This window comes from Streptomyces puniciscabiei, assembly GCF_006715785.1.
GTDB classification, from domain to species: Bacteria; Actinomycetota; Actinomycetes; order Streptomycetales; family Streptomycetaceae; genus Streptomyces; species Streptomyces puniciscabiei.
Genome location: NZ_VFNX01000001.1, coordinates 1,273,168 through 1,298,988, shown reverse-complemented (window position 1 = coordinate 1,298,988; position 25,821 = coordinate 1,273,168). Strand labels below are relative to the sequence as shown.

The following is a 25,821-nucleotide window of genomic DNA, read 5'->3' as shown; positions in this document are numbered from 1 at the left end:
AGTCCTCTGTAGGGAGTTGAAATCATGGCCCCGAGCGCCATGAGCCGTGGCAAAGACAACTGGATCGCTTCTCTCTCCGAAGCCCAGCCGGTCCCGTACTGGCTGGAGGACCCCGGCAAGCCCCACCCCGAGCCCGCCCTCACCTCCGCCGAGACCTGCGACCTGCTGGTCGTCGGCGGCGGCTACAGCGGCCTGTGGACCGCGCTCAACGCGAAAGAGCGCGATCCGCAGCGGGACGTGGTCCTGCTGGAAGGCCGCGAGGCGGGCTGGGCCGCCTCGGGCCGCAACGGCGGCTTCTGCGCCGCCTCCCTCACCCACGGCCTGCCCAACGGCCTCACCCGCTGGCCGGACGAGATCCACACGCTGGAGGAGCTGGGCCGGCGCAACCTCGACGAGATCGAGGCCGCCGTCGCCCGGCACGGCATCGACTGCGACTTCGAGCGCACCGGCGAGATCGACGTCGCCACCGAGCCCTACCAGGCCTGGGAACTGCGTGACTGGCACCAGGAGTTGGAACGGAAGGGCCTCGCGGACGGCATCGAGTTCCTGGACGCCGACGCCGTGCGCGAGCAGGTGAACTCACCCACCTTCGAGGCCGGCCTGTGGGACCGCCGGGGCGTGGCCATGCTGCACCCGGCGAAGCTGGCCTGGGGCCTGAAGAGGGCGTGTCTCGAACTCGGGGTGCGGGTGTACGAGCACACACCCGCGCTGACGCTGAAGCAGTACGGCGCCGGGATGGCCGTACGCACCCCGTACGGCTCGGTCCGTGCCCGCAGGGTCGCCCTCGCCACGAACATCTTCCCCAACCTGCTGCGCCGGGTGCGTTCCTACACCGTCCCGGTCTACGACTACGCGCTGATGACCGAGCCGTTGAGCGACGAGCAGCTGGCGTCCATCGGCTGGAAGAACCGTCAGGGCCTCGGCGACTCGGCCAACCAGTTCCACTACTTCCGCCTCTCCGCCGACAACCGCATCCTGTGGGGCGGCTACGACGCGATCCACCACTACGGCGGCCGGGTGCGCGCCGAGTACGACGACCGGCCGGAGACGTACGCCAAGCTCGCCGGGCACTTCTTCACCTGCTTCCCGCAGCTGGAGGGCGTCCGCTTCACCCACGCCTGGGGCGGTGCGATCGACACCTGCTCGCGCTTCTCGGCGTTCTTCGGCACGGCGCACCGGGGGAAGGTGGCGTACGCGGCCGGGTACACCGGCCTCGGCGTCGGCGCGACCCGCTTCGGCGCGGACGTGATGCTCGACCTGCTGGACGGGGAGCGGACCGAGCGGACGGAGCTGGAGATGGTCCGCAAGAAGCCGCTGCCGTTCCCGCCCGAGCCGTTCGCCTGGACCGGGATCGCACTCACCAAGTGGTCCCTGGCCCGCGCGGACGCGCACGGCGGCCGCCGCAACCTGTGGCTGCGGACGATGGACCGGCTGGGGCTGGGCTTCGACAGCTGAGGTGCGCCGGCTGAGGTGCGCCGACTGCGGTGCGCCGACTGCGGTGCGGCGGCCGTGGCGTGGGGCGGGTTTTTACCCGGCCCTCATGGCGGCGTCAAGCCACGAGTTTCCGGAGCATGACCCCGCTCCCGCGTTCCGGCGTACTGGAAGCACGGGCCTCACCGGAGGCACCGACTTCCACACCGGATCAGCAGGAGAAGACCATGACTCTCATCGACCGCTTCACCCGCAAGCACGACGACACCCGCCCCAAGCGCCGCCTGGGTCTGGGCCTGGCGACGGCGGCGGCCTCGGCCGTCGTCGCCGGAGGCGTCATGCTGCCGGCGGCGGCCGCCTCGGCGGCTCCGATGCCCCAGACATCCGTGGTGACCATGGCCCCCCAGCACGACCACCACGACGGGGACTACTACCACCACGACCACGACGACTGGGACCACCATCACCACCACTGTGACGACGACGGGTACTGGTATTGGTACTACTACTAGGATCCGGCGGCCCGCACTCGTGACCTAGGTCACCTAAAAGGGGGCAGGGAACCCGCGTAATGCCCCCCGGAGGCCTCCCTCTCTCCACCTGACGCGACCGCGCCGGACGGTCGGGTGAGAGAGGGAGGCCTTGCGATGACTGGGGCGAAGACGGCCGTCGAATGGCTGGCATCCGTCGCACCGGACCCCGAAGCCTGCCGCTGGGAATGGGAGCGCCACCCGCTCGGGGTCGCGCTGCTGCCCGCAGGCCGCGCCTGGGACGTACTGATCCTGCCGGGCGACCTCGGCTACCCGACCGTGGACGTGCTCATCCGGGTGCTCGACCAGCCCGGCCCCGTGCTCGCCGACTTCGGCGACGACCGGGTCGGGTTCTTCGTGCCGCCGGGCACCGCGGCCCGCTGGGTCGGCACCGGCGTCCGCACCGCCGGAACCGGCACCTGGATCGTCGTACCGCATCCGGGCCGGGCGACCCGGGGCGTGCGCTGGCTGGTGTCGCCGGACGGCTCCGGCACCCTGACCGACCCCGCGCTGCTGGAGCTGGCGATGCACGAGGCGGCGGCGCGACTGGCCCGGGGAGGAGACGGTGGCGGCTAGCCCGATCGGCGTCCGGAACCCGATGAGCGACTCCCCGACCTCAAGAAGCCGATGCCACGCCCCCGCGATCGTCCACCTCGTCCCCGTCCGGAAGGGGAGTTCCGCGAGAGCCTCGACGCGTGCTCCGGCCGACCCCCGGCACCAGGGACAGGGCGGTCAGCAGCACGGTGCCCAGGCACCAGCTGGCCACCACGTCCAGCGGCCAGTGATAGCCGTGGCGCACCAGGCCGTACGACACCCCGAGGACCACGGCGGCGCAGCCGGCGACCAGGCTCCGGCGGGCCGCCGTGGAGCGCAGCCAGGAGAGCAGCAGCAGGGTCGCGGAGCCGTAGGCGACGGCCGCCGTGGCCGTGTGCCCGGAGGGGAAGTAGCCGACGCCCGGGGGCTCCACGGGGGTCGCCGGCCGCGCGGTCCAGTCCTTGAGCGGTACGACGATCGCCGGGACCAGCGCCATCAGGACGGCCGCCGCGGCGGGTGGCAGCCACCACCGGTGCGCGCCGGCGGCGCGGCCCCGCCGGAGGGCGAGGACCATGGCCGCGGCGAGGACCGGGACGGCGACCTGGACGTCGCCGAGGTCGGAGAGGAACTGGCCGAACCCGTCCGGGTGGACCAGGGCCCGGCTGAGGCGGGAGTCCAGGCGCAGCAGCGGTCCGTGGGCGACGACCTGCCAGGTGATCAGGGCGAAGAGGGCGGCCGGGACGCCGAGGAGCAGGGAACGACGGGTTGACACGCTGTCCAGCTTCGCAGGTCCGCCCGGCCCGGAAAGCCGGAATGCGTCACACGGCCGTACCGGACGACCGATGGTCGTACGGGATGACCGGGCGACGCGCGGGGGGGCAAGCGGGGGAAGCAAGAGGAAGGAGGTCGGCCGCCCCGGAACAGGGGGGGTAGTTCCGAGGCGGCCGTCCGGATCGGAACGTCGCGCGCCCCGGGGGGTTTGGGGCGGCGACCGTCCGATCGGTGAGGAGATCCCGGAGCCGTCAGGCGCCGGTTGTGTGCGCGAGGGCACGACCAGGTCGAAGCTGGGGAGGCCTCGGCCTGAAATCGCCCACAGTCCCCTGTGGGCGGGGTGTATCTCTCATCTGGGTAGAACCTACGGCAGGCCGGGCCGCTTGGGCAGACGGAATCGGCTCCCGCCATCCACCCCGCACACCTTCTTCACACGGCCTGCCGCAGGCACCGCCGGAGTGATGCTCAGATGCGCGCGAACGCCTGCTCGATGATGTCCAGGCCCTCGCCCAGCAGGTCCTCGCCGATCACCAGCGGCGGCAGGAAGCGCAGCACGTTGCCGTAGGTGCCGCAGGTCAGGACCAGCAGGCCCTCGGCGTGGCAGGCCTTGGCGAGGGCGGCGGTGGCCTCCGGGTTCGGCTCCTTGGTGGTGCGGTCCTTGACCAGCTCGATGGCGATCATCGCGCCGCGCCCACGCACGTCACCGATGACGTCGAACTTCTCGGCCATGGCGGTGAGGCGACCCTTCATGATCTCCTCGATGCGCTTGGCCTTGCCGTTGAGGTCGAGCTCCTTCATGGTCTCGATGGCGCCGAGCGCGCCCGCACAGGCGACCGGGTTACCGCCGTACGTACCGCCCAGCCCACCGGCGTGCGCGGCGTCCATGATCTCGGCGCGGCCGGTGACGGCGGCGAGCGGAAGGCCGCCGGCGATGCCCTTGGCGGTCGTGATCAGGTCGGGAACGATCCCCTCGTCCTCGCACGCGAACCACTGCCCGGTACGGCAGAAGCCGGACTGGATCTCATCGGCGACGAAGACGATCCCGTTGTCGGCGGCGAACTTCCGGATCGCCGGCAGGAATCCCTTGGCCGGCTCGATGAAGCCACCCTCGCCGAGCACCGGCTCGATGATGATCGCGGCCACGTTGTCCGGGCCGACCTGCTTGGTGATCTGGTCGATGGCCTGCGCGGCGGCCTCCGGACCGGCGTTCTCCGCCCCGGTCGGCCACCGGTAGCCGTACGCCACCGGCACCCGGTACACCTCGGGCGCGAACGGCCCGAACCCGTGCTTGTACGGCATGTTCTTCGCCGTCAGCGCCATGGTCAGGTTGGTCCGTCCGTGGTACCCGTGGTCGAACACCACCACGGCCTGCCGCTTGGTGTAGGCACGGGCGATCTTGACGGCGTTCTCGACGGCCTCGGCGCCGGAGTTGAACAGCGCGGACTTCTTGGCGTGGTCACCGGGCGTGAGCTCGGCGAGCGCCTCCGCGACCTCCACGTACCCCTCGTACGGGGTGACCATGAAACAGGTGTGGGTGAAGTCGGCGAGCTGGGCGGAGGCACGCCGCACGACGGCCTCGGCGGAGGCGCCGACGCTGGTCACGGCGATACCGGACCCGAAGTCGATGAGCCGGTTGCCGTCGACGTCCTCGATGATCCCGCCACCGGCGCGCGTGGTGAAGACCGGCAGCACGGAGCCCACGCCCTGCGCGACCGCAGCGGTACGGCGGGCCTGCAGCTCCTGCGACTTCGGGCCGGGGATGGCGGTGACGACGCGACGCTCCTGCGGAAGTGCGGTCATGGGGGCTCCTGATGATCTTGCGTACCGAACGGTCCGATCCGGCGTCCCGGACGATTCCGGGCGGTGAGTTTTCGGCCGCTTACCTATCTTTCTTCGCAGGCTAGGGCCGGGGGTGGGGGGTGGGCATGCTCCATGTGGGCGCTGTCGGTCACCCTGATTGTCCGTGGTGGACATAGTCGGGTGGCCGGAGTACGCCCGGTCGGCGGGCGCTCTCGGCCGCGTAAGCGGTGAACTCCCCTTGCCGGGGCGTTAGATTGCTCGCTGATGGTGGACGGAACGGCTGGTCAGGGGGCAAGGGCGATGGACAGCGACAGCACGCGGGACACACGCGGCACGCATGCGCATCCTGTACCCCGCCCGGCACCACCGACGGAGGCGGGCACGGTGCCGCCGATGCCGGTGGTACCGCCCAGCTTTCCCCCAAAACCGGACGGCTCCGCGTTCCTGACCTGGCTGCGGACCCCCCGCCCGGAGGCGGCGCCCGGCGTGTGGCGCCTCGGGCACCGGCCCCGGCCCGAACGGGAGCCGGAGCAGATCCCGGCCCGGCAGCTGATCAGCGGCGCCCTCATCGCCTTCCTGGTCGGCTGGCTGGTCTGGTCCCTGCTGTGGAACGGCTACCTCGGCAGCTGGTGGGTGCTGCCGCTGGAACTGCTCGTCCCCGACTCCTGGCGCAGCAGCGACAGCCATGTGTCGCAGGCCTTCCTCTGGTACGGCTACTACACCGTCATCGCCCTGGGCATTCTGCTGATCGTCGGCCGTCTCGGCCGTTGGGGTGAGGTGTGGCGCCGCTACGGCCCGCCGGCCTGGCGTCCGGCCATGCCGGTGGCCGAGCGACCGCCCGCCCCCGAGCAGGACCCGGCCGAATGGCCCCACCTGCGCCGTGCCGGTGCCCACGAGGCTGCCGACCGGCTCGCCGCCGAGGCCAAGGCCGGCCTCATGAAAGATGTCGATCACGCGCGGATCAGCCGGGCCTGGCAGGGGGTGCGGTCGGGGCGGCACACCCTGGCCACCTTCACCGGCGCCGTGCTCAAGGACGGCTCCGCCGCCTGCCTGCACCCCTCAGGGGAACGAGACCTGCCCGTGCGGCACGCTCGCCACGACCTGCTCACCGGCCAGGTCCGGCTCGGCACCACCGTCGACGACCCCCGCAACCCCTACCACTACCGTGGCGCGGGTCTCGGCCTCGACCCCGGCCTGCTCGGTACCTCGCTGCTCGTCGTCGGACCGTCCGGCTCCGGGAAGACCGGCGCGGTGGTACGGCCGCTCGCCGAGTCCCTGTGCCTGCACGCCCTCGCCGGGCGCGCCTCCGTCGTGGTAGTCGGCGCGGCGGGCGCCGGCCTCGGCCCGGCCGAGGCCTACGACGTCGTCGTACGCATCGGTGACCCGGAGTCCGTCTACGACCTCGACCTCTACGGCGGCACCACCGACCCCGACGAGGCCGCTGCCATACTCGCCGAGGCCCTCGTGGGCGATCTCGCCGACCCGCAGCCGGGCAGCGACAGCCGCCGCTCCACCACGGTGCTCGCCCAGTTGCTCGGCCCCTTCCGTGCCGTCCACGGCCGCTTTCCGTCCGTGCCCGAGCTGCGCCGGCTCCTCGACGGCGCTCCCGGCCCGCTCGCCGCGCTGCGCAAAGCGCTGACGGACACCGGACAGGAAGGATTCCTGCGGGAACTCGACGCCCGCGAACGGCAGATGGCCCACCCGGGCGATGTCGGCACCGTCCTCGCCGACCGGATCGCTCTGCTCGACCGGCCCGCCTTCACCACCTTCTTCGACACCTCCGGACAGACCCGGCCGTTCTCGCTCAAGGCCCTCGACCACCCGGTACGCGTTCGCGTCGACCTGCCCCAGCGCGGGCACGCCGACGCCTCCCGGATCCTGGCCCGCCTGGTGCTCGCTCAGTTCACGGCAGCCGTGACCGTGCGGGAGGACCGGTCGCTCTTCGCCTGCCTGATCCTCGACGACGCCTCCGGGGCCGTCACCCCGGAGGCGGTCCGTGGCATCCAGCGGCTCCGCTCGGCGGGTGCCGGCGCGGTGCTCGCCCTGCGCACCCTGGACGACGTACCCCGGCCGCTGCGCAGTCCGCTGCTCGGCGCCACCGGCTGCCGGATGGCACTGTCCGGGGTCACCCCCTGGGACGGGCAGGACTTCGCCGAGGTGTGGGGCAAGGAGTGGACCGAGACCCGGGACGTGACCGATCGGCAGATCATCGCCGAGACCCCGGCCGGCAAAGCCGTGCACATCCTGCGCCGGGTCATCACAGGACAGGCGCCCACCGCTCGCGCCGTCACCGTCCGTCAGGTGGAGCGTGAGCGGTGGTCTGCGTCCGAGTTGGCTCATGGGGTGCCGGCGGGGCATGCCGTGTTGTCGTTGACGAGTGTCGAGGGGGAGCACGCGCCGCCGTTGCTGGTGGATCTGAGGGGGTGACGGGGCGGCGAGGGATCGTACGGTGAGGCAGAATCGGGGTAGGTCGTTCATACGGTTCGGCCAAGAGATCGCCGTGATCGCCGACCATCGCCGTGATGCAGGAGATCACCTCCTCACCGTGAAGGCCCCATGCCCCCCACCCTCGCCTCGCTCGTCCACCACTCCGCGCTGAAGCTGACCGTGCGCGCGGGCGAGGACCGTCTCGACGTGCCCGTGCGCTGGGCGCACGTCAGTGAGCTGGCCGACCCCGTGCCGTACATGGAGGGCGGTGAGCTGCTGCTGATCACCGCGCTGAAGCTGGACGCGGAGGATCCCGAGGCCATGCGGCGGTATGTGAAGCGGCTGGTCGGGGCGGGTGTCGTGGGGCTCGGGTTCGCCGTGGGGGTCAATTACGAGGAGATCCCGGCGGCCCTCGTCGACGCCTGCCGGCTGGAGGGGCTGCCGTTGCTGGAGGTGCCCCGCCGCACCCCCTTCCTCGCCATCAGCAAGGCCGTCTCGGCCGCCATCGCCGCCGATCAGTACCGGGCCGTCACCGCCGGGTTCGCCGCGCAGCGCGAGCTGACCAAGCAGGCGCTGAACTCCGGGCCCGAGGGGCTGCTCGGCGCGCTCGCCGGGCAGGTCGACGGGTGGGCCGCGCTGTACGACGCCTCCGGCTCCGTCGTCGCCGCCGCACCCGAGTGGGCCGGACGGCGTGCCGCCCGGCTGACCGCCGAGGTGGAGCGGTTGCGGGAGCGGCCCGCGCCCGCCTCCTCCGTGGTCGGCGGGCCGGAACACGAGGACCGGGTGGAGCTGCACTCCCTGGGCACGGGCCGGCGGCCGCGCGCGGCGCTCGCCGTCGGCACCGCCGCCGCCCTCGGCACCGCAGAGCGGTACGCCGTGCACTCCGCCATCGCCCTGCTCACCCTCACCACCGAACGCTCCCGCTCCCTGCACGCGGCCGAGCAGCGCGTCGGCGCGGCGGTGCTGCGCATGCTCCTCGCCGGGGAGCCCGACCACGCCCGGGCCGTCGCCGGGGACCTGTACGGCGGGCTGCTCGACGCGCCGTTCCGGATGATCGTCGCCGAGCCGGTGCCGGGGTCCGCCGCCCGGGCGCACGCCGACGCCCATGGTCACGCGCGGACGGCGGGGGCCGGCGGCGTGCCTGCCACCGGTGACCCGGGCGGTGATCCGCTCGGCGGGCTGGCGGAGGGCGTGGAGTCCGCCGCCGCGCGCTCCGGGGAGGCCGTACTCGTCGTGCCCGAGAGGGAGCGGCTGGTGGTGCTGGCCGCCGACGGGGGCGCCGCGGTGGCCGCCTGCACGAGTCACGCGGCGGCGCTGGAGGCGGCGCGGGCGGTGCCCGAGCAGGCCGGGGGCGACGAGGACGAGCTGGTCGTCGGGTTGTCCGCGCCGGCCGGGCCGATCGCCGCGGCGGCGGCCTACAAGCAGGCCGAGCAGGCGCTGTCGGTGGCGCGGCGGCGCGGGCGGGTGCTGGTGGAGCACGAGCAGCTGGCCGCCGGGTCCGTGCTGCCGTTGCTCGCCGACGACGCGGTGAAGGCGTTCGCCGACGGGTTGCTGCGGGCGCTGCACGAGCACGACGCGACAGGGCGGGGGGACCTGGTCGCCTCGCTGCGGGCGTGGCTGTCGCGGCACGGGCAGTGGGACGCGGCCGCGGCGGACCTGGGGGTGCACCGGCACACGCTGCGGTACCGGATGCGGCGGGTCGAGGAGATCCTGGGGCGGTCCCTGGACGATCCCGACGTCCGGATGGAGCTGTGGCTGGCCCTGAAGGCGACCAGCGCCGAATAGGCCCGGCAGTCCGGGCAGGCCGAACCGTCCGGCACCGACTAGTCCAAACAGTAGTGCCCGGTCCGGCTACTGCTACGACTCGGACAAGCGACCCCCGCTCACCCCCGCCCTACCGTTGACCACGCAAGCCAAGCACACCCCCAACGCGGAAGGGCCGGGACTCCTATGACTTCCACCCACGCCTTCTGGCTCGCCGGCCGCCAGGTCACCGGCGAGGACACCTTCGACGTCACCTCCCCGTGGGACGGCCGGCTCGTCGGCAAGGTCGGCGTGCCGACCGAGGCCCAGGTCGAGGAGGCCGTGGCCGCCGCGTACGCCGTGCGGGACGAGTTCGCCGCCACCCCGGCCCACGTGCGCGCCGCCGCCCTCGACCACGTCAGCAAGCGGCTGGCCGAGCGGACCGAGGAGATCGCCCAGCTGATCTCCGCCGAGAACGGCAAGCCCATCAAGTGGGCCCGGGGCGAGGTCGGCCGTGCCGTCTCCGTGTTCCGCTTCGCCGCCGAGGAGGCCCGGCGGTTCAACGGCGGCGAGGCCCAGCGCCTCGACACCGACGCCGGCGGCCAGGGCCGGCTGGCGCTGACCCGCCGCTTCCCCAAGGGTGTCGTGCTCGGCATCGCGCCGTTCAACTTCCCGCTGAACCTGTGCGCCCACAAGATCGCCCCGGCGATCGCCGTCGGCGCGCCCATCATCCTCAAGCCCGCCCCGGCCACCCCGCTCTCCGGCCTGATCCTCGGCGAGCTGCTGGCCGAGACCGACCTGCCGGCCGGTTCCTGGTCGGTCCTGCCGGTCCCCAACGACCGCATGCCCGCCCTCGTCCAGGACGAGCGTCTGCCGGTGATCTCCTTCACCGGTTCCGACAAGGTCGGTTACGCGATCATGGACTCGGTGCCGCGCAAGCACTGCACGCTGGAGCTGGGCGGCAACGGCGCGGCCGTCGTCCTCGCCGACTACGCGAGCGACACCGACCTGGACTGGGCCGCGAACCGCATCGCGACCTTCTCCAACTACCAGGGCGGCCAGTCCTGCATCTCCGTGCAGCGCGTGATCGCCGACGCGTCCGTCTACGACCGCCTGCTGCCGCGCATCGTCGCCGCCGTCGAGGCCCAGGTCACCGGCGACCCGTCCGACGCCGGGACGGATGTCGGCCCGCTGGTCAGCGAGGACGCCGCCAAGCGCGTGGAGTCCTGGGTGAAGGAGGCGGTCGAGGCCGGCGCCAACCTGCTCACCGGAGGCGACCGCGACGGTGCCTCCTACGCGCCGACCGTCCTCACCGACGTACCGGCGGACGTCACCCTCGCCTGCGAGGAGGTCTTCGGGCCGGTCCTCACCGTGCAGAAGGTGGACGGCGAGGTGGAGGCCTTCGCCGCGGTCAACGCCTCCAAGTACGGCCTCCAGGCGGGCGTGTTCACCCACGACCTGCAGGTCGCCTTCCGTGCCCACCGTGCCCTCGAGGTCGGCGGCGTGGTGATCGGTGACGTTCCGTCCTACCGCGCCGACCAGATGCCGTACGGCGGCGCCAAGCAGTCCGGTGTGGGCCGCGAAGGCGTGCGGTTCGCGATGGAGGACTACACCTACGAGCGCGTGCTGGTCCTGACCGGTCTCGCGCTCTGACCTGCCACGGACAGGTCAGGAACGGCGGCGGCCGGTGCCCACTGTGCGGGGGCACCGGCCGCTGTCGTTTCCTGCGTCTTGGTAAAGGATTCGGCATCGGCGGTTCAAGAGTCATGCCCTTGGTCTTGTTCTGTCCATGACTCACCCGATGAGATGCGCCTGACCACTTCGTCCTGCTCGGGTTCGTCCTGTCCAGGACGTCTCAGGACCTCTCAGGGGAACACATGCGCATAGCCCGTACCGGGCGCGGCCTCGCGGCCTCCGCCGCCACCGCCGCACTCGTCGCCGCAGGACTGGCGACCATCTCCTCGGCCGGCGCCACCACCGCCGCGCCCGCCGGCGTACCGCACACCTTCGCGCAGCCGGCCATCGCGGGGCACACCCTGGTCCACGGCGTGGCCAGCCCCCTCCCCATCGCCCAGTGCCAGGCCAAGTGGCACATCAACTGCTACAACCCGCTGCAGTACCGCACCGCGTACAACCTGAACCCGCTCTACAAGAAGGGCATCACGGGCAAGGGCCGTACGATCGTCATCGTCGACTCCTTCGGGTCCCCGACCGTCCAGCACGATCTGGACGTCTACAGCAAGCAGTTCGGCCTGCCCAGCACCAAGGTCAAGGTCGTCAAGTGGGGTCACGTCCCCAAGTTCGACCCGAAGAACTCCGACATGACCGGCTGGGCCGGCGAGACCACGCTGGACGTCGAGATGGCCCACGCCGTCGCGCCCGGCGCCAAGATCGTCCTGGTGGAGACGGCGGTCTCCGAGACCGAGGGCACCACCGGTCTGCCGGAGATGATGTCCGCCGAGAAGCACCTGATCGACCAGGGTGTCGGCGACGTCGTCAGCCAGAGCTTCGGCGCCACCGAGAACACCTTCCCGGGCTTCGACAAGGGCGACTTCTCCAGCATCAAGAAGCTGCGGTACGCCTTCGAGGCCGCGCAGCGCAAGCACGTGACGGTCCTCGCCTCCTCCGGTGACGGCGGCGCCACCGACATGAAGCTGGACGGCAAGACGTACTACAACAAGCGCGTCAACTCCTGGCCGTCCTCCGACCCGTTGGTCACCTCCATCGGCGGCACCCAGCTCCACCTGAACGACAAGGGCGAGCGGATCAAGCCGGACAGCGTCTACAACGACTACGGCGCGGGTGGCGGCGGCCAGTCCCACGTCTTCACCCGTCCGTCCTTCCAGGACGGCGTCAAGAACGTGGTCGGCACCCGCCGCGGCACCCCGGACATCTCGATGGCCGCCGCGGTCAACGGCGGTGCCTGGGTGTACTCCAGCTACGACCCGACCGCCACCGGCTGGGACGTCTCCGGCGGCACCAGCGAGGCCAGCCCGCTGTTCTCGGGCATCGTCGCCCTCGCCGACCAGGCGGCCGGCCGCCGTCTGGGCGACATCAACCCGGCCCTCTACACCCTGCTGAAGCAGAAGAACCCGGGCATCGTCGACGTCAACGACGGCACGGACAACAGCTACCAGGGCGTCAAGGGCTACAAGGCCGTCAACGGCTACGACATGGCCACCGGTGTGGGCACCCTGGACGCCGTGCGTCTCGTGGCGGCCCTCGCCAAGAACCACTGACGGGAACCCAAGAACCACTAATGGGAACCATTTCCATGTAGGCTGGGCGTGGCGTTGCCCGCCATGCAGAAGGGGCCCGGCACCGCTGCCTTCCGGTGCCGGGCCCCAACACGTCGTCGGTCCTCTCCGGACCCTCAACCGGAGAAGCCGACGTGCGCGAGCCGCAGCGGGCCGCGCAGTCGGAGGCGGACGTCGTGCACGCCGGCGGCAGTGATGCCGGCGGACAGGGTGGTGTAGGCGTAGACGTCGGTGGTGGGGGCGGCCGGGGTCAGCGTGGCCAGCACCGGGCCGTCGTCCAGGGACACCTCCAGTACGCCCTCGCCCGCCACCTGCGCCGTCACCTCGCTCACGCCCGGGCCGAAGTCGCAGGCGCGGTAGACCAGTTCGGCGGGGCCGTCGTGTGCCGGTGTCACCGCGTCACCCGCCGTCCTCGTCCGGTCCACGATCGCGACGCCGGACTGCTCGTCGAAGTCGGCCGCCGGCAGGCCCCGTCGGACGACCTGGCGCGGGGCCGGGGGCGTGCCGTCGAGGTGCACGGTCGTGCGCAGGCGGATGTCCTCGCTGGACGCGCCGAGCAACAGCTCGTACGGTCCGTCCTCCAGTCGCGGGCGATCCAGGGCCACGTCCCAGAACTCCAGGTCCGTCAGCGGGACTTCGAAGGAGACGGGCGCCGTCCCGCCGGGGGCCAGGGTGAGCCGGCGGTGGGCCAGGAGCTGGCGGCGCGGGCGGGCCACCGAGGGGTCGGCGGCCCGGCCGTAGAGCTGCACCACCTCGTCCGCCGCCCGGTCCCCGGTGTTCGTCACCGCGCACGAGACGCGCACCGTGCCGCCCTCGACGCGGGCCGCCGGGTCGGCGTACGCGAAGGACGCGTACGACAGGCCGTGGCCGAAGGGGAAGAGCGGGGTGCCCTCGAAGTAGAGGTACGTCTGCCGGCTGCCGATGATGTCGTAGTCCAGCAGATCGGGCAGGTCGGCGTCGGAGGCGTACCAGGTCTGGGGGAGGCGGCCGGCCGGGGAGACGTCGCCGGCGAGGGTGCGGGCCAGGGCCGTGCCCGCAGCCTGGCCGCCGTGCGCGGTCCACAGCACCGCCGGCAGCCGGACCACGTCCAGCGCGTACGGATAGGCCGAGGTCAGGACCAGCACGGTGCGCGGATTCGCGGCCCGGGCCGCGCGCAGCAGCCGCTGCTGGTGGGCGGGCAGCCGAAGCGTCGTACGGTCCTCGGTCTCCCGTCCGGCGATGTGCGGGTCGTTGCCCGCGACCACGACGACGACGTCCGCCCGCTCGGCCACCCGGGTCACGGCCTCCTCGCCCCGTTCGACCGTGATCACCTCGAACACGTCCCCGGATTCCTCCGCCTCGGCAACCTTCACGCCGTCGGCGGCGACCCGGACATGACGGCCCGTGCCCAGATGCGTGAGGAGGTGACCGCCCCGGTGCGGTTCGAGGCGGAAGGTCTCCTGGACCACCCAGCCGCCGGGCTGGTCCGCGGCGGCGCGCACCCGGCCGTCCTCGGCGACCGACAGGTACCGGCCGTCCGGGGCGCGCAGTGTGAGCACGCCCTCGCCCCAGTCCACCAGCGCGAACTCGGTGCCGACGGGGTCCGCGGTGAGCGGCGGCAGATCGGTGCGGCCACCCAGCAGGGCCGGGTCCAGGGCGCCTCCGGCGCCGCGCGCCTCGTCCGGGGCGTCCGTGTCCGGCACCTGCAGGAAGGCGCCGGTGGCGGTGCGCAGCCGGACGCGGTCCACGCCCTCGGCGAACTCCACCCGGTCCGCGCCGAACCGCTCGTACAGGCCCTCCAGGGGCGTGGAGCGGTGCAGCAGGCTGCCGCTGTACCAGTCGAGCTTGCACTCGTCGGCGAGCAGGCCGACCACCGCGATACGGGTGTCAGGTGCGAGCGGGAGCAGGCCGTCGTCGTTCTTCAGCAGGACGATCGCCTGCTCGGCCGCCTCCCGGGCGAGCGCCCGGTGTGCCGGGGTGTCGAACTTGCCGGTGCCGGCGTGCGGGTCGTAGTGCGGGTCGAACTCGCCGAGCCGGAACCGGACGGAGAGCTGACGGCGTACCGCGGTGTCGATGTCCGCCTCCGTCAACAGCCCCTCCTCGTAGGCCTTCCTGACCCGGCCGGTGATCCGCGAGCTGTCCGTCCCGTGGTCGGTGAAGCTGTCCACGCCGGCCAGCAGGGCGGCGGCGGTGGCCTCCTCGTGGGTGCCGAAGTAGTGCTCGGCGTCGACCAGATTGGAGGGCGCGCCCGCGTCCGAGCAGACCAGCAGGTCGTCCTCGGTCCAGGTGCGCAGCTCGGAGCGCAGATAGGGGGAGAGGTGGTTGGGGCGGCCGTTGACCAGGTTGTAGGCCGGCATCACCCCGGCCACGGCACCGGCCTCGACGGTCTCCTTGAAGGCGCGCAGGTCGTACTCGTGCAGCACGCGCGGGCGGACGGAGACGGAGCAGGTGGCCCGGTCCGTCTCGTTGTTGTGGGCCAGCCAGTGCTTCAGCACGGGGGCGGTGCGCCAGTACACCGGATGGTCGCCGCGCAGGCCGTGCGTGTACGCCGTGGCGATCGCCGAGGTCAGCTTCGGGTCCTCCGAGTAGCCCTCCTCGTTACGGCCCCACAGCGGATGCCGGAGCAGGTTGACCGTCGGCGACCAGACGTTGAGGCCGACCCGGTCGTCCCGGGCCCGCATCGCGCGCACCTCCTTGGACACCGCCTCGCCGACCCGCCGCACCAGCGCCGGGTTCCAGGTCGCGCCGAGGCCCACGGCCTGCGGGAACACCGTCGCCGGACCCATCCAGGCGACGCCGTGCAGCGTCTCCTGGCCGGTGCGGAAGGCGGCGATGCCCAGGCGTTCCACGGCGGGCGTGAACTGGTGCAGGAAGGTGATCCTCTCGTCAAGGGTGAGCCGCGCCAGCAGGTCGTCGACGCGCTTCGGGAACGGCAGTCGAGGATCGCGGAAGGGTGGCGTGCGCGGCGAGTCAACGGTCACGAGTGGTTCCCCTTGCGGAGGGAGCGACGAGAGGGCTTTCGAAGCGCTTCGATGCTCAGGGGGACGTGCGTTCGGTGTCAAGGTGCTGGACGTGAAGAAGGCGTAGTTCTCGCCGACTTGCCAAGGGGGCGTAGACCACCGGCGGGTTGCGTTGCGCATTCGGGGAATCTTGGGAGCGACCCTTGTGCGCCCCCAGGCGTTCACTTAACCTCGCAGCAACATCGAAGCGCTTCGACGCACGCTGGGCCCGACTTCCGCCTTCGCCGAAGCGCGCTTCCGCTCAGCCAGATCCACTCGAGACACCGCAGCCGACGGCCACCGCCGGGTGTCCTGGTGCGCCATGAAGGGTTGACGCAATGACGCCGAACGCCGCCTCCGCATCCTCCGCGCCCAGCAGGAGAAGCTCCCCCAGCCGGAGGAGCTTCCTCGCCTCCACCGCGGTCGCCGCCGCGGCGGTCGCCGGGGGGATGCCGCTGCTCACCGCCTGCGGGGGTTCGGACGGCGGCTCGCACGGAGGCACCACCGCGGGCAAGAGCGCGAAGAAGATCCTGCCGGCCTACGTGGCCGGCAATGTGGTGACGCCGGACATCCCGTCCAGGAACGGCTCCTCGATGGGCTTCACCGGCAAGCTCGACGTCGCCACCCTCAAGACCTCGGTCCCGAAGAGGCTCGGCAAGGGCGGCAAGGTCACCATCATGTCGCCGTTCTGGGGCTCGCCGCCGAAGCAGAACTGCGCCTACTACACGGCGGCGAACGCGATGATCGGCGTCGACGTCCAGTGGCAGAACCAGGACGGAAACACGTACGACCAGAAGCTGGGCGCGGTCCTCGCCTCCAGCGACATCCCGGACGTGGTGGTCATCCCGGGCTGGAACATGACCGCCAGGATACCCAGCGCCATCATCGGCAAGTTCGCCGACCTCGGTCCCTACCTGTCCGGCGACAAGGTCAAGGAGTACCCGAACCTCGCGGCGATCCCGTCCGACGCCTGGCAGCGGTCCATCTTCGGCGGCAGGCTGATGGGCCTGCCGATGCCCGCCTCGTACGTCCAGAACATCGTGCCCCTGTACCGCCAGGACATCTTCGACAAACAGGGCTACGAAGTCCCGAAGTCCGCCGACGAGTTCATGGCCCTGGCCAAGGAGATCACCAACGCCAAGGCCAAGCGGTGGGCCTGCGGTGACATGAAGTGGACCGCTTTCAACACCTTCGGCGTGATCAGCGGTGGTGAGAAGTCGCTCAGCTGGACCATGGTCGACGGCCGGATGACCCACCGCATGGAGACCCCGGAGTACCTCGAGGCGCTGGAGTGGACGCGGAAGCTGTTCGCCGCCGGATACGTCCACCCCGACGCCAGGCTGGGCAAGAGCCAGGCCACCGACCCCAGCGCCAAGTTCGCCGCGGGCGAGTTCCTGATCTGGAACAACGACATCTCCAACTGGTACGGGCAGCAGGCCGTCCAGGCCGCCCAGAACCCCGGCTTCAAGGTCTGGGGCATGGACCTGTGGGGACACGACGGCGGCAACCCCGTCCTGTGGGCCGCGAACCCGGCCTCCATCTTCGCCTTCGTCAACAAGAAGGCCTCCGAGTCCGTCGTCCGCGACGTGCTGGCCGTCGCCAACGTCACCGCGGCGCCGTACGGCACCAAGGAGTGGATGATGACCAACTACGGCGTCGAAGGCACCCACTACACGCTCAGGAACGGCGTGCCCGTCAAGACGGACAAGGGCAACAACGAGGTGGCCAACGCGTACGTCATGGTCGCGAGCCCCGCCGCGACCATCGCCCACCCCGACCTCCCCGACTACACCAAGGGCATGGTCGGGTGGCAGCAGCGGATGGGCGCCTTCACCAAGAAGTCCTCCTTCTGGGGCCTGCAGGTCGTCGAGCCCAGCCGGTGGACCAACCTCACCGACGACATGGAGCAGTTGGAGGACGACATCGTCCGCGGTCACAAGAAGATCAGCGACATGCAGCAGTTCATCTCCGACTGGAAGAGCAGGGGCGGCGACAAGCTGCGCGACTGGTACAAGAAGCTCCTCGACGACAACGGTCCGGCGGCGAGCTGACCCCTCACCGAGGCAAGGAGATCCGCCGTGTCCCACAGCACGGTGCCTCGGAACGCCGAGGCCAGCACGCCGGCGAAGACCCCGGTGACATCCGGGGGCGCCACCGGTTCCCGGGAGAAGAAGGCGTCGGACAGGCTGAGCTTCCGGCTGAGGTTCCGACGCGACCGCGTCCTGATCCTGATGACGGTACCGGCGCTCGTCCTGGTCCTGGTCTTCAACTACGTGCCGATCCTCGGCAATGTGGTCGCCTTCCAGGACTACGACCCCTACATCAGCGACAACGGCATCGTCTCGATCCTGCACAGCCCCTGGGTGGGCCTGGAGAACTTCCAGCAGATCTTCCAGGACCCGGCCTTCTGGAACGCGGTCGAGAACACACTGGTGCTGTTCTTCATCCAGCTCGTGCTCTACTTCCCGATCCCGATCCTGCTCGCCCTGCTCATCAACAGCGTGGTCAGGCCCCGGATCCGGGCGTTCTCCCAGGCGGTCCTCTATCTTCCGCACTTCTTCTCCTGGGTGCTGGTCATCGCCGTCTTCCAGCAACTCTTCGGCGGAGCGGGCCTGTTGTCGCAGCTGCTGCGGCAACACGGCTTCGACGGACTGAACATCATGACCGACCCGTCGACCTTCAAGTTCCTCGTCACCGCGCAGAGCGTGTGGAAGGACGCGGGCTGGGGGATCATCGTCTTCCTCGCCGCGCTGGCCTCCGTTCCGCCGGATCTGTACGAGGCCGCCGCGATGGACGGCGCCGGGCGCCGGCGGCGCATGTGGCACGTCACCCTGCCGGCGCTGCGGCCGGTGATCGCACTGCTGCTGGTGCTGCGCGTAGGCGACGCGCTGACCGTCGGCTTCGAACAGATCCTGCTCCAGCGGGATGCCGTCGGACCCGGAGCGGGAGAGGTCCTCGACACCTTCGTGTGGTGGAACGGCGTCCGCAACCAGGACTTCAGCTACGCGGCCGCCGCCGGCCTCGTCAAGGGCGTCGTCAGCATCGCACTGGTGCTCGCCGCGAACAAGGTGGCCCATCTCATGGGCGAGCAGGGGGTGTACAAGAAGTGACCGCCGTCATCGACCAGCCGCCCGTGGGAAAGCGGACGCCGTCCCGGTGGGCCGCGCCGCCCCGCCCGGTGTGGGAGGAGGAGCCGAGCAAGGCCGGACTGGCGGGCAAGGGGCTCGTGCTGACCCTCGCCTGCCTGGGGGTCCTGTTCCCGCTCTGGATCGTCGTGGTCACCAGCCTGTCCTCGCGCAGGACCATCAACGAGGCAGGCGGGCTGGTGATGGTGCCGAAAGGCATCACCTTCGTCGCCTACGAGGAACTGCTCAGCGGGGGCCAGGTCACCCGGGCCGCGATCATCAGCATCGGCATCACCGTGGTCGGCACGCTGTTCTCGATGACGGTGTCCGTGCTCTGCGCCTACGGCCTCTCCCGGAGCGGCTCACTGGGGCACCGGTGGATCCTGATGACCCTGCTGGCCACCATGTTCTTCAGCGCCGGGCTCATCCCGACCTATCTGCTGGTGCAGTCTCTCGGACTGACGGACACCTATCTCGCGCTGATCCTGCCGAGCGCGATCAGCGTGTTCAACATCCTGGTGCTGCGGGGCTTCTTCCTGGGCATCTCCCAGGAGCTCATCGACAGCGCGCGGATCGACGGCGCCGGGGATGTCCGGATTCTGTGGCAGATCGTGATGCCGCTGTCCCGGGCGGTCCTCGCGGTGATCACCCTCTTCTACGCCGTCGGGTACTGGAGCGCGTGGTTCAACGCGTCTCTGTACCTGAACGACCAGAACAAGATGCCGTTGCAGAACGTCATGATCCAACTGGTGCAGAAGCAGCAGGCGCCGGTGGGGCTGGGACAGGCGATCAGGACCGGGCAGTTGTCCGGGCTGGCCGTGCAGATGGCGGTCATGGTGATGGCCCTGCTGCCGGTGGCCGTGCTGTCGCCGTTCGTCCAGAAGCACTTCAAGAAGGGGATGCTGACGGGGGCGGTCAAGGGGTGACCGGGCGCCTGCTCGGAGGGGTTGTGCCGGCTCGCGGGCGACTGCGGCTGAGTGGGGGCTGATCGCGCACTTCCCCGCGCCCCTAGGGAGTCTCACTGCCGTCGGCCTTCGAGGCGCCGACCCGCCTAGCTGCGGGCAGTCGTGCCTCCCCCAGTGCCTTAAGGGCCTGGGGGGACCCCCAGGCGGCACGGGTGGGCGGTGGGGGTCCCCCCGCTCGAGCGAAGCCGAGAGCGGGGGAGGCACCCCGCCAGCGCGGGCGAGCGAGCCCCACCCCCGGCCCGCATCAGCGCCGGTCCAGCCACCAGACCCACGACCACCGAGGTACCTCATGCCCAGACCAACCCGCAGAACCGTCCTGACCGCCACCGCAGCAACCGCCGCACTGCTGAGCCTCCCCACCAGGGCATACGCCGCCCGAGCCGCGCAGAGATACCGTTGGCGCAACGCGGTCATCGGCGGCACCGGCTTCATCACCGGCATCCTGTTCCACCCCACCGCCCCCGCCCTCGCCTACGCCCGCACGGACATCGGCGGCGCCTACCGCTGGGACGCGGACACCGCCCGCTGGATCCCCCTCACCGACCACCTCGGCTGGGACGACTGGAACCTCCTCGGTGTGGAGGCGCTGGCCGTCGACCCGGCGCACCCCGGCCGGCTGTACCTGGCCCTCGGCACGTACGCCCAGTCCTGGGCCGGCAACGGAGCGGTCCTGCGCTCCGAGGACCGGGGCACCACCTGGCAGCGCACCGATCTCTCCGTGAAGCTCGGCGCCAACGAGGACGGCCGCGGCACGGGTGAACGCCTCCTTGTCGACCCCCGCGACAGCGACACCCTCTGGCTCGGCACCCGCCACGACGGACTCCTCAAGTCGACTGACGGGGGAGCCACTTGGGCTCAGGACACCGGGTTTCCGCCCGCCCCCACCCCCGCCGGCCAGGGCGTCACCCTCCTCGTCGCCGCGGGCCGCGCCCTCTACGCCGGCTGGGGAGACGCCGACGGGGCCGCACCCAACCTCTACCGCACCACCGACGGCACCACCTGGGAGCCCGTACCGGGACAGCCCACCGGCACCGCCGCCAAGGTCCCGATCCGCGCCGCGTACGACCGTCACACCCGCGAGCTGTATCTGACGTACGCGAACACCCCGGGTCCGAACGGCCAGACCGACGGCAGCGTGCACAAGCTGGACCTCGCCGCCGGCGCCTGGACCGACGTCACGCCGGCCGTCCCCCAAGGCACCGACACCTTCGGATACGGAGGCCTCGCGGTGGCGGCCCGCCGTCCCGGCACCGTCGTCGTCTCCACCAACAACCGCTGGTCCGCCGTGGACACCCTGTACCGCACCACCGACGGCGGCCGCAGCTGGATCTCCCTGAAGGACACCGCCGTACTCGACGTCTCCGAGACGCCCTACCTGACGTGGGGAGCGGACCAGCCCAAGTTCGGCTGGTGGATCCAGGCCGTCGCCGTCGACCCGTACGACCCCGAGCACGTGCTCTACGGCACCGGAGCCACCCTCTACGGCACCCGCGATCTGCGGAACTGGGCACCCCGGGTCCGGGGACTGGAGGAGACCTCGGTGCGGCAGCTCATCTCGCCGCCCACCGGAGAGGCCCATCTGATCAGCGCGAACGGTGACATCGGCGTGCTGTACCACGACCGGCTCACCGCGTCCCCGGCGCGCGGCATGGCCACCGACCCCGTCTTCGGCACGGCCACCGGACTCGCCCAGGCGGCGGCGAAGCCGTCGTACGTCGTGCGCACCGGATGGGGCGATCACGGCAACGGGGCCTTCTCGGCCGACGGCGGACGCAGCTGGGCGCCCTTCCCGAGTCAGCCCGCTCTCGCCAAGGACGCCCCGGGGCCCATCGCCGTCAGTGCCGACGGCTCCGTCCTGCTGTGGACCTTCGTGCACTGGGACGGCACCACCTACCCCGCCCACCGCTCGGCGGACGGCGGGGCGACCTGGGCCGAGGTGGCCACCTTCCCCAAGGGCGCCACCCCGGTCGCCGACCCGGTCGAGCCCGGCACGTTCTACGCCTACGACACGACCACCGGCACCCTGTACGCCGGCACCGACGGCGGCCGCACCTTCGCCGCCCGCGCCGGCGGACTGCCGTCCGGCGACAGCCAGTTCCAGCTCGTCGCCGCACCTCGGCGCCGTGGCGACCTGTGGCTGAGCACCAAGGGGAACGGGCTGTACCGGTCCACCGACGCAGGCGCCACCTTCGCCAAGGTCGCCGGCGTCCGGGCCGCGCACACCCTCGGGTTCGGCAAGGCCGCGCCCGGCGCCGACTACCCGGCGATCTACCTCGTCGGCGTCACGGACACGGTCACCGCCGTGTACCGCTCCGACGACCGGGCGAAGACCTGGATCCGGATCAACGACGACGCGCACCAATGGGGCTGGACCGGCCAGGCCATCATCGGCGATCCGCGTGTGCACGGCCGCGTGTACCTCGCCACCAACGGGCGCGGCATCCAGTACGGGGAGCCCGTATGACACCGACCCTCGCCGACGCCGGCCGGGGCCGCATCCTGTTCGGCGGTGACTACAACCCCGAGCAGTGGCCCGAGGAGACCTGGCAGGACGACGTACGGCTGATGAAGCAGGCGTCGGTCAACTCCGTCACGGTCGGCGTCTTCTCCTGGGCGAAGCTCGAACCCGAGCCGGGAGCACGGGAGTTCGGTTGGCTCGACCGGCTGATGGACCTCATGGACGCGGGCGGCATCGGGGTCGTCCTCGCCACCCCGACCGCCTCCCCGCCGCCGTGGATGGGCCGGCTGCACCCGGACACGCTGCCCCGCGACGCCGACGGACGGACCGAGTGGTGGGGCGGCCGGCAGCACTTCTCGCACTCCAGCGCCACCTACCGGCGCTACGCCGCCGCCATCACCGAGGACCTGGCCGCCCGCTACGGCAGCCACCCGGCCCTGAGGATGTGGCACATCAACAACGAGTACTGCACCGTCGACCACGGCGACGAGGCGGCCGCCGCCTTCCGCCGCTGGCTGCGCGAGAAGTACGGCACCCTTGACGCCCTCAACTCCGCCTGGGGCACCGCCTTCTGGAGCCAGGCGTACGACACCTGGGACGGCATCCAGCCCGCCCGGCACGCCCACTATCTGAAGAACCCCGCCCAGGTGCTGGACTTCCGGCGTTTCACCTCCGACATGCTCCTGGAGTGCTTCACCGCCGAACGCGACATCGTCCGCCGGTACACCCCGCACATCCCGGTGACCAGCAACTTCATGCCGCTGTGGGTATGCCAGGACGGCTGGCGCTGGGCGGGGGAGGAGGACGCCGTCTCCGTCGATCTGTATCCCGACCCGCGTGATCCGCTGGGCGCGCAGCACGGGGCCCTGGTGCAGGACCTGACCCGCTCGCAGGCGCGCGGCCCGTGGATGCTCATGGAACAGGCGGCCGGACCGGTCAACTGGCGCGGGGTGAACCATCCCAAGCCACGCGGTCTCAACCGGCTCTGGTCCCTCCAGGCCGTCGCCCGCGGCGCCGACGCCGTCTGCTACTTCCAGTGGCGCCAGTCCCGGCAGGGCGCCGAGAAGTTCCACTCGGGGATGGTCAGTCACGCGGGGGAGGAGGGCCGCACCTATCAGGAGGTGCGGCGGCTCGGCGCCGAACTCGCCGCGCTCGGCGCCCAGGTGGCAGGGAGCCGGATCGACTCCGACGTCGCGATCCTGCACGACTGGCACTCCTGGTGGGCCGGCGAGCACGAGGGGCGGCTGTCCACGGAGGTGGACCTGCCCCAGGTGCTCACCGCCTGGCACCGGGCGCTCTGGGAAGCCCACCTGACCTGCGACTTCGCCCACCCTGAGCACGACCTGTCCGGCTACCGGCTCGTCGTCGTACCCCAGCTCTACCTCCTCACCGACACCGCCCTCGACAACCTCCTCGCCCATGTACGCGGCGGCGGCACCCTGGTCTGCGGTTTTCTCACCGGCATCGCCGACGAGGACGACCGGATCCGGCCCGGCGGCATGGACGCCCGGCTGCGCGAGCTGTTCGGCATCCGCGTGCTGCACGAGTGGTGGCCGCTTCAGGCGGGGGAGACCGTGGAGTGCGAGGGGTTCCGCGGGACGCTGTGGTCGGAGGAGATCGAGCCGGAGCCTGGGGCCGCGGAGATCGTGCCGTACCAGGGCGGCGAGCTGGACGGGCTGCCCGCCGTGCTGCGCCGGGGCCGCGCCTGGTACGTCTCCACGCTGCCGGAACCGGAGGCGCTGCGCGCGCTGCTCGCCACCGTCGCCGCCGGGGCCGGGGTACGCCCGGTGCTGGAGGGGCTGCCCGACGGTGTCGAGGCGGTGCGCCGGGGCGAGCTGCTGTTCCTGCTGAACCACGGGCGCGAGCCGGTCACCGTCGAGGTCCCGGGCAGCCATCACGACCTGCTCGGCGGCGGGACCGTGACCGGCTCGGTCACCCTGGCCCGGTACGGCGTGGCGGTGCTGCTGCCATGAGCGGCGGACCGGTCCACGGCACCTGGGAGCCGGCCCCGGCGGCCCGCTGGGAGGACGCCTTCCTGGCCGGGAACGGTCGAGCTGCGGACTTCCTCCGGCAGCGAACCGCTCCACCTCGTCGCCGGAGAGGACCGCGTCCTCACCCTGGGGGCGCGGTGACCGGGAAACACCGGCAATTCCCCCCACCCATGGAAGGGACACCATGGCAACAAGCACGCGTCGCAAGGTCGCGGAAGCCCTGATCGCCCCCGCCCTCGCGCTCGGCGCCACCGTCGGCCTCGCCTCGGCCCCCGCTTCCGCCGCCGTCTGGAGCTCCTGCGACCAGTGGGCCAGCACCACACTGAACGGCTACACCCTGTACAACGACGTCTGGGGCTCCGGCGCCGGCAGCCAGTGCATCTGGGCCAACTCCGGCACCAACTGGGGCGTCTGGGCGAACCATCCGAACACCGGCGGCATCAAGTCCTACCCCAACGCCAAGAAGGTGATCAACAAGTCGATCACCTCCATGGGCTCGCTCTCCAGCAGCTACAACGTCACCGTCCCGTCGTCCGGCGCCTACGAGACGGCGTACGACATCTGGGACACGGGCTACAAGTACGAGATCATGCTCTGGGTCAACAAGACCGGCGCCGTCGGTCCGCTCGGCACCTCCCAGGGCAGCGTCACCCTCGGCGGCTCCACCTGGACCGTCTACAAGGGCAACAACGGCTCCAACGACGTCTTCTCCTTCGTCCGCAGCTCCAACTCCGGCTCCGGCACGGTGAACATCCTGCCGATCCTGAAGTGGATCAAGGACGCCAAGGGCTGGTTCGGCGACGTGACCATCGGTGATCTCCAGTTCGGCTTCGAGATCACCTCGTCCTCCGGCGGGCTGAACTTCACCGTCAACAGCGAGAGTGTCAGCAGCAGTTGACCGGTCGGCCATGCGGTTTCATAGGGGACATGCCAACAATCAGGCCCCTGAGCCGCATCCTGGCCACCGTCACCGCGACCGCGGCCGTCGTGCTCACCGCGACGGGCACCGCGGTCGCGGTTCCGGCATCCGGCACGGCGCCCGCACGGTCGCAGGCGTCAGCCGTTGCCAGGTCTTCGGCCCCCGACCCCACCGCCCTGCACCCGGTCGTCGAACTCTCCGCCGAGCGGCTCGCCACCGCCGACCTGGTCGCCGCCGCGAAGTGGGGCACCGACAGCCCCATCGACGACCCCGCCCGTGAGCAGCAGGTCCTCGACTCCGTGGCCGCGCAGGCCGTACAGCTCGGTGCCGACCCCGACGAGGTCCGGGCGATCTTCCGCGACCAGATCGAAGCGAACAAACTCGTGCAGCGCGCCCTGTTCCAGCGGTGGACCGATCACCCGGAGCAGGCGCCCACCACCAGGCCCGACCTGAGTGTGATCCGCAAGGAGATCAACCGCATCAACACGGCCCTCGTCCAGGCGATCGCCGGCACGGCCGCGGAGCGCGAGGCACCCGTCTGTCTGCCGGAGCTCGTCCTTTCGGCCGTGCAGGTCCACCGCGACAAGGGCCTCGATCACCTGCACACCAAGGCGCTGGCCCGGTCGTTGCGGTCGGTCTGCGGGAGCTGAGCCGCGAGGGGCCGGTCCCGTCGCGGCACCGGCCCCTCGCCGCCGTCACTGCGCCACCGGCAACCGCGCGCCGTCCCGCAGGAACAACGGGATCCGGTCCAGCGGCGCGTCCAAACGGCCCTCGTCCAGGCGATCGCCGGCACGGCCGCGGAGCGCGAGGCACCCGTCTGTCTGCCGGAGCTCGTCCTTTCGGCCGTCCAGGTCCACCGCGACAAGGGCCTCGATCACCTGCACACCAAGGC

18 protein-coding genes and 1 pseudogene are annotated in these 25,821 nt (G+C 71.4%); 14 read left to right on the top strand and 5 right to left on the bottom strand.

What is annotated here, in order from left to right; all coding sequences use genetic code 11:
* Positions 1-24: 24 nt before the first annotated feature.
* The 3 genes from FB563_RS05715 to FB563_RS05705 all read left to right on the top strand — a co-directional run bounded on the left by FB563_RS05715 (position 25) and on the right by FB563_RS05705 (position 2,537).
* The gene (locus FB563_RS05715; RefSeq protein ID WP_142218517.1) at positions 25-1,455 is read left to right on the top strand and encodes an NAD(P)/FAD-dependent oxidoreductase; all 1,431 of its coding nucleotides are present in this window, start codon (positions 25-27) and stop codon (positions 1,453-1,455) included.
* A gap of 203 nt (positions 1,456-1,658) precedes the next feature.
* Positions 1,659-1,943 (top strand): hypothetical protein, encoded by a 285-nt coding sequence (locus tag FB563_RS42775; RefSeq protein ID WP_159045541.1) that lies wholly within the window; start codon positions 1,659-1,661, stop codon positions 1,941-1,943.
* Between the two features lie 135 nt (positions 1,944-2,078).
* On the top strand, positions 2,079-2,537 hold the full coding sequence (locus tag FB563_RS05705; RefSeq protein ID WP_055707105.1) for a hypothetical protein: 459 nt from the start codon (positions 2,079-2,081) through the stop codon (positions 2,535-2,537).
* Between the two features lie 40 nt (positions 2,538-2,577).
* Here FB563_RS05705 and FB563_RS05700 read toward each other — a convergent pair whose 3' ends face one another.
* The 3 genes and pseudogenes from FB563_RS05700 to gabT form a co-directional block, all read right to left on the bottom strand.
* A complete protein-coding gene (locus tag FB563_RS05700; RefSeq protein WP_199832864.1) occupies positions 2,578-3,267 on the bottom strand; it encodes a phosphatase PAP2 family protein in 690 nt (229 codons plus the stop codon).
* 120 nt (positions 3,268-3,387) lie between these two features.
* A pseudogene (locus FB563_RS43915) lies at positions 3,388-3,619 on the bottom strand (phosphatase PAP2 family protein); the annotation flags it as partial.
* A gap of 112 nt (positions 3,620-3,731) precedes the next feature.
* Positions 3,732-5,066: a 4-aminobutyrate--2-oxoglutarate transaminase gene (gene gabT, locus FB563_RS05690; protein WP_055707104.1), complete on the bottom strand. Its 1,335-nt coding sequence runs from the start codon at positions 5,064-5,066 to the stop codon at positions 3,732-3,734.
* Between the two features lie 300 nt (positions 5,067-5,366).
* On the opposite strand from gabT, the gene FB563_RS05685 reads away from it, so the two are divergent.
* The 4 genes from FB563_RS05685 (at position 5,367) to FB563_RS05670 (ending at position 12,475) form a co-directional block, all read left to right on the top strand.
* Entirely contained in the window at positions 5,367-7,493 is a 2,127-nt protein-coding gene (locus tag FB563_RS05685) for a type IV secretory system conjugative DNA transfer family protein (protein WP_055707103.1), read from the top strand.
* A 129-nt stretch (positions 7,494-7,622) separates the two neighbouring features.
* On the top strand, positions 7,623-9,278 hold the full coding sequence (locus FB563_RS05680; protein ID WP_142218516.1) for a PucR family transcriptional regulator: 1,656 nt from the start codon (positions 7,623-7,625) through the stop codon (positions 9,276-9,278).
* A gap of 165 nt (positions 9,279-9,443) precedes the next feature.
* The gene (locus tag FB563_RS05675; RefSeq protein WP_055706998.1) at positions 9,444-10,889 is read left to right on the top strand and encodes an aldehyde dehydrogenase family protein; all 1,446 of its coding nucleotides are present in this window, start codon (positions 9,444-9,446) and stop codon (positions 10,887-10,889) included.
* A 224-nt stretch (positions 10,890-11,113) separates the two neighbouring features.
* Complete coding sequence (locus FB563_RS05670; protein WP_055706999.1) at positions 11,114-12,475, top strand: S53 family peptidase; 1,362 nt, start codon at positions 11,114-11,116, stop codon at positions 12,473-12,475.
* A gap of 134 nt (positions 12,476-12,609) precedes the next feature.
* Here FB563_RS05670 and FB563_RS05665 read toward each other — a convergent pair whose 3' ends face one another.
* On the bottom strand, positions 12,610-15,453 hold the full coding sequence (locus FB563_RS05665) for a glycoside hydrolase family 3 protein (protein ID WP_055707000.1): 2,844 nt from the start codon (positions 15,451-15,453) through the stop codon (positions 12,610-12,612).
* 356 nt (positions 15,454-15,809) lie between these two features.
* On the opposite strand from FB563_RS05665, the gene FB563_RS05655 reads away from it, so the two are divergent.
* The 7 genes from FB563_RS05655 (at position 15,810) to FB563_RS05620 (ending at position 25,579) form a co-directional block, all read left to right on the top strand.
* Positions 15,810-17,522, top strand: coding sequence for an extracellular solute-binding protein (locus tag FB563_RS05655; RefSeq protein WP_055707001.1), 1,713 nt, complete (start codon positions 15,810-15,812; stop codon positions 17,520-17,522).
* A 27-nt stretch (positions 17,523-17,549) separates the two neighbouring features.
* Complete coding sequence (locus FB563_RS05650) at positions 17,550-18,581, top strand: ABC transporter permease (protein WP_055707002.1); 1,032 nt, start codon at positions 17,550-17,552, stop codon at positions 18,579-18,581.
* Entirely contained in the window at positions 18,578-19,522 is a 945-nt protein-coding gene (locus FB563_RS05645; RefSeq protein WP_055707003.1) for a carbohydrate ABC transporter permease, read from the top strand. The genes FB563_RS05650 and FB563_RS05645 overlap by 4 nt, the downstream gene beginning before the upstream one ends.
* A gap of 328 nt (positions 19,523-19,850) precedes the next feature.
* Positions 19,851-22,025, top strand: a complete 2,175-nt coding sequence (locus FB563_RS05640) for a WD40/YVTN/BNR-like repeat-containing protein (protein ID WP_142218515.1) — start codon at positions 19,851-19,853, stop codon at positions 22,023-22,025.
* Positions 22,022-23,992 (top strand): beta-galactosidase, encoded by a 1,971-nt coding sequence (locus FB563_RS05635; protein WP_055705318.1) that lies wholly within the window; start codon positions 22,022-22,024, stop codon positions 23,990-23,992. Before FB563_RS05640 ends, FB563_RS05635 begins: the two co-directional genes overlap by 4 nt.
* A gap of 202 nt (positions 23,993-24,194) precedes the next feature.
* A complete protein-coding gene (locus tag FB563_RS05625; RefSeq protein WP_055705319.1) occupies positions 24,195-24,908 on the top strand; it encodes a glycoside hydrolase family 12 protein in 714 nt (237 codons plus the stop codon).
* Positions 24,909-24,937: 29 nt separating this feature from the next.
* A complete protein-coding gene (locus FB563_RS05620) occupies positions 24,938-25,579 on the top strand; it encodes a chorismate mutase (protein ID WP_055705320.1) in 642 nt (213 codons plus the stop codon).
* A 45-nt stretch (positions 25,580-25,624) separates the two neighbouring features.
* Here FB563_RS05620 and FB563_RS05615 read toward each other — a convergent pair whose 3' ends face one another.
* Positions 25,625-25,813: a hypothetical protein gene (locus FB563_RS05615; protein ID WP_055705321.1), complete on the bottom strand. Its 189-nt coding sequence runs from the start codon at positions 25,811-25,813 to the stop codon at positions 25,625-25,627.
* Positions 25,814-25,821 lie beyond the last annotated feature (8 nt).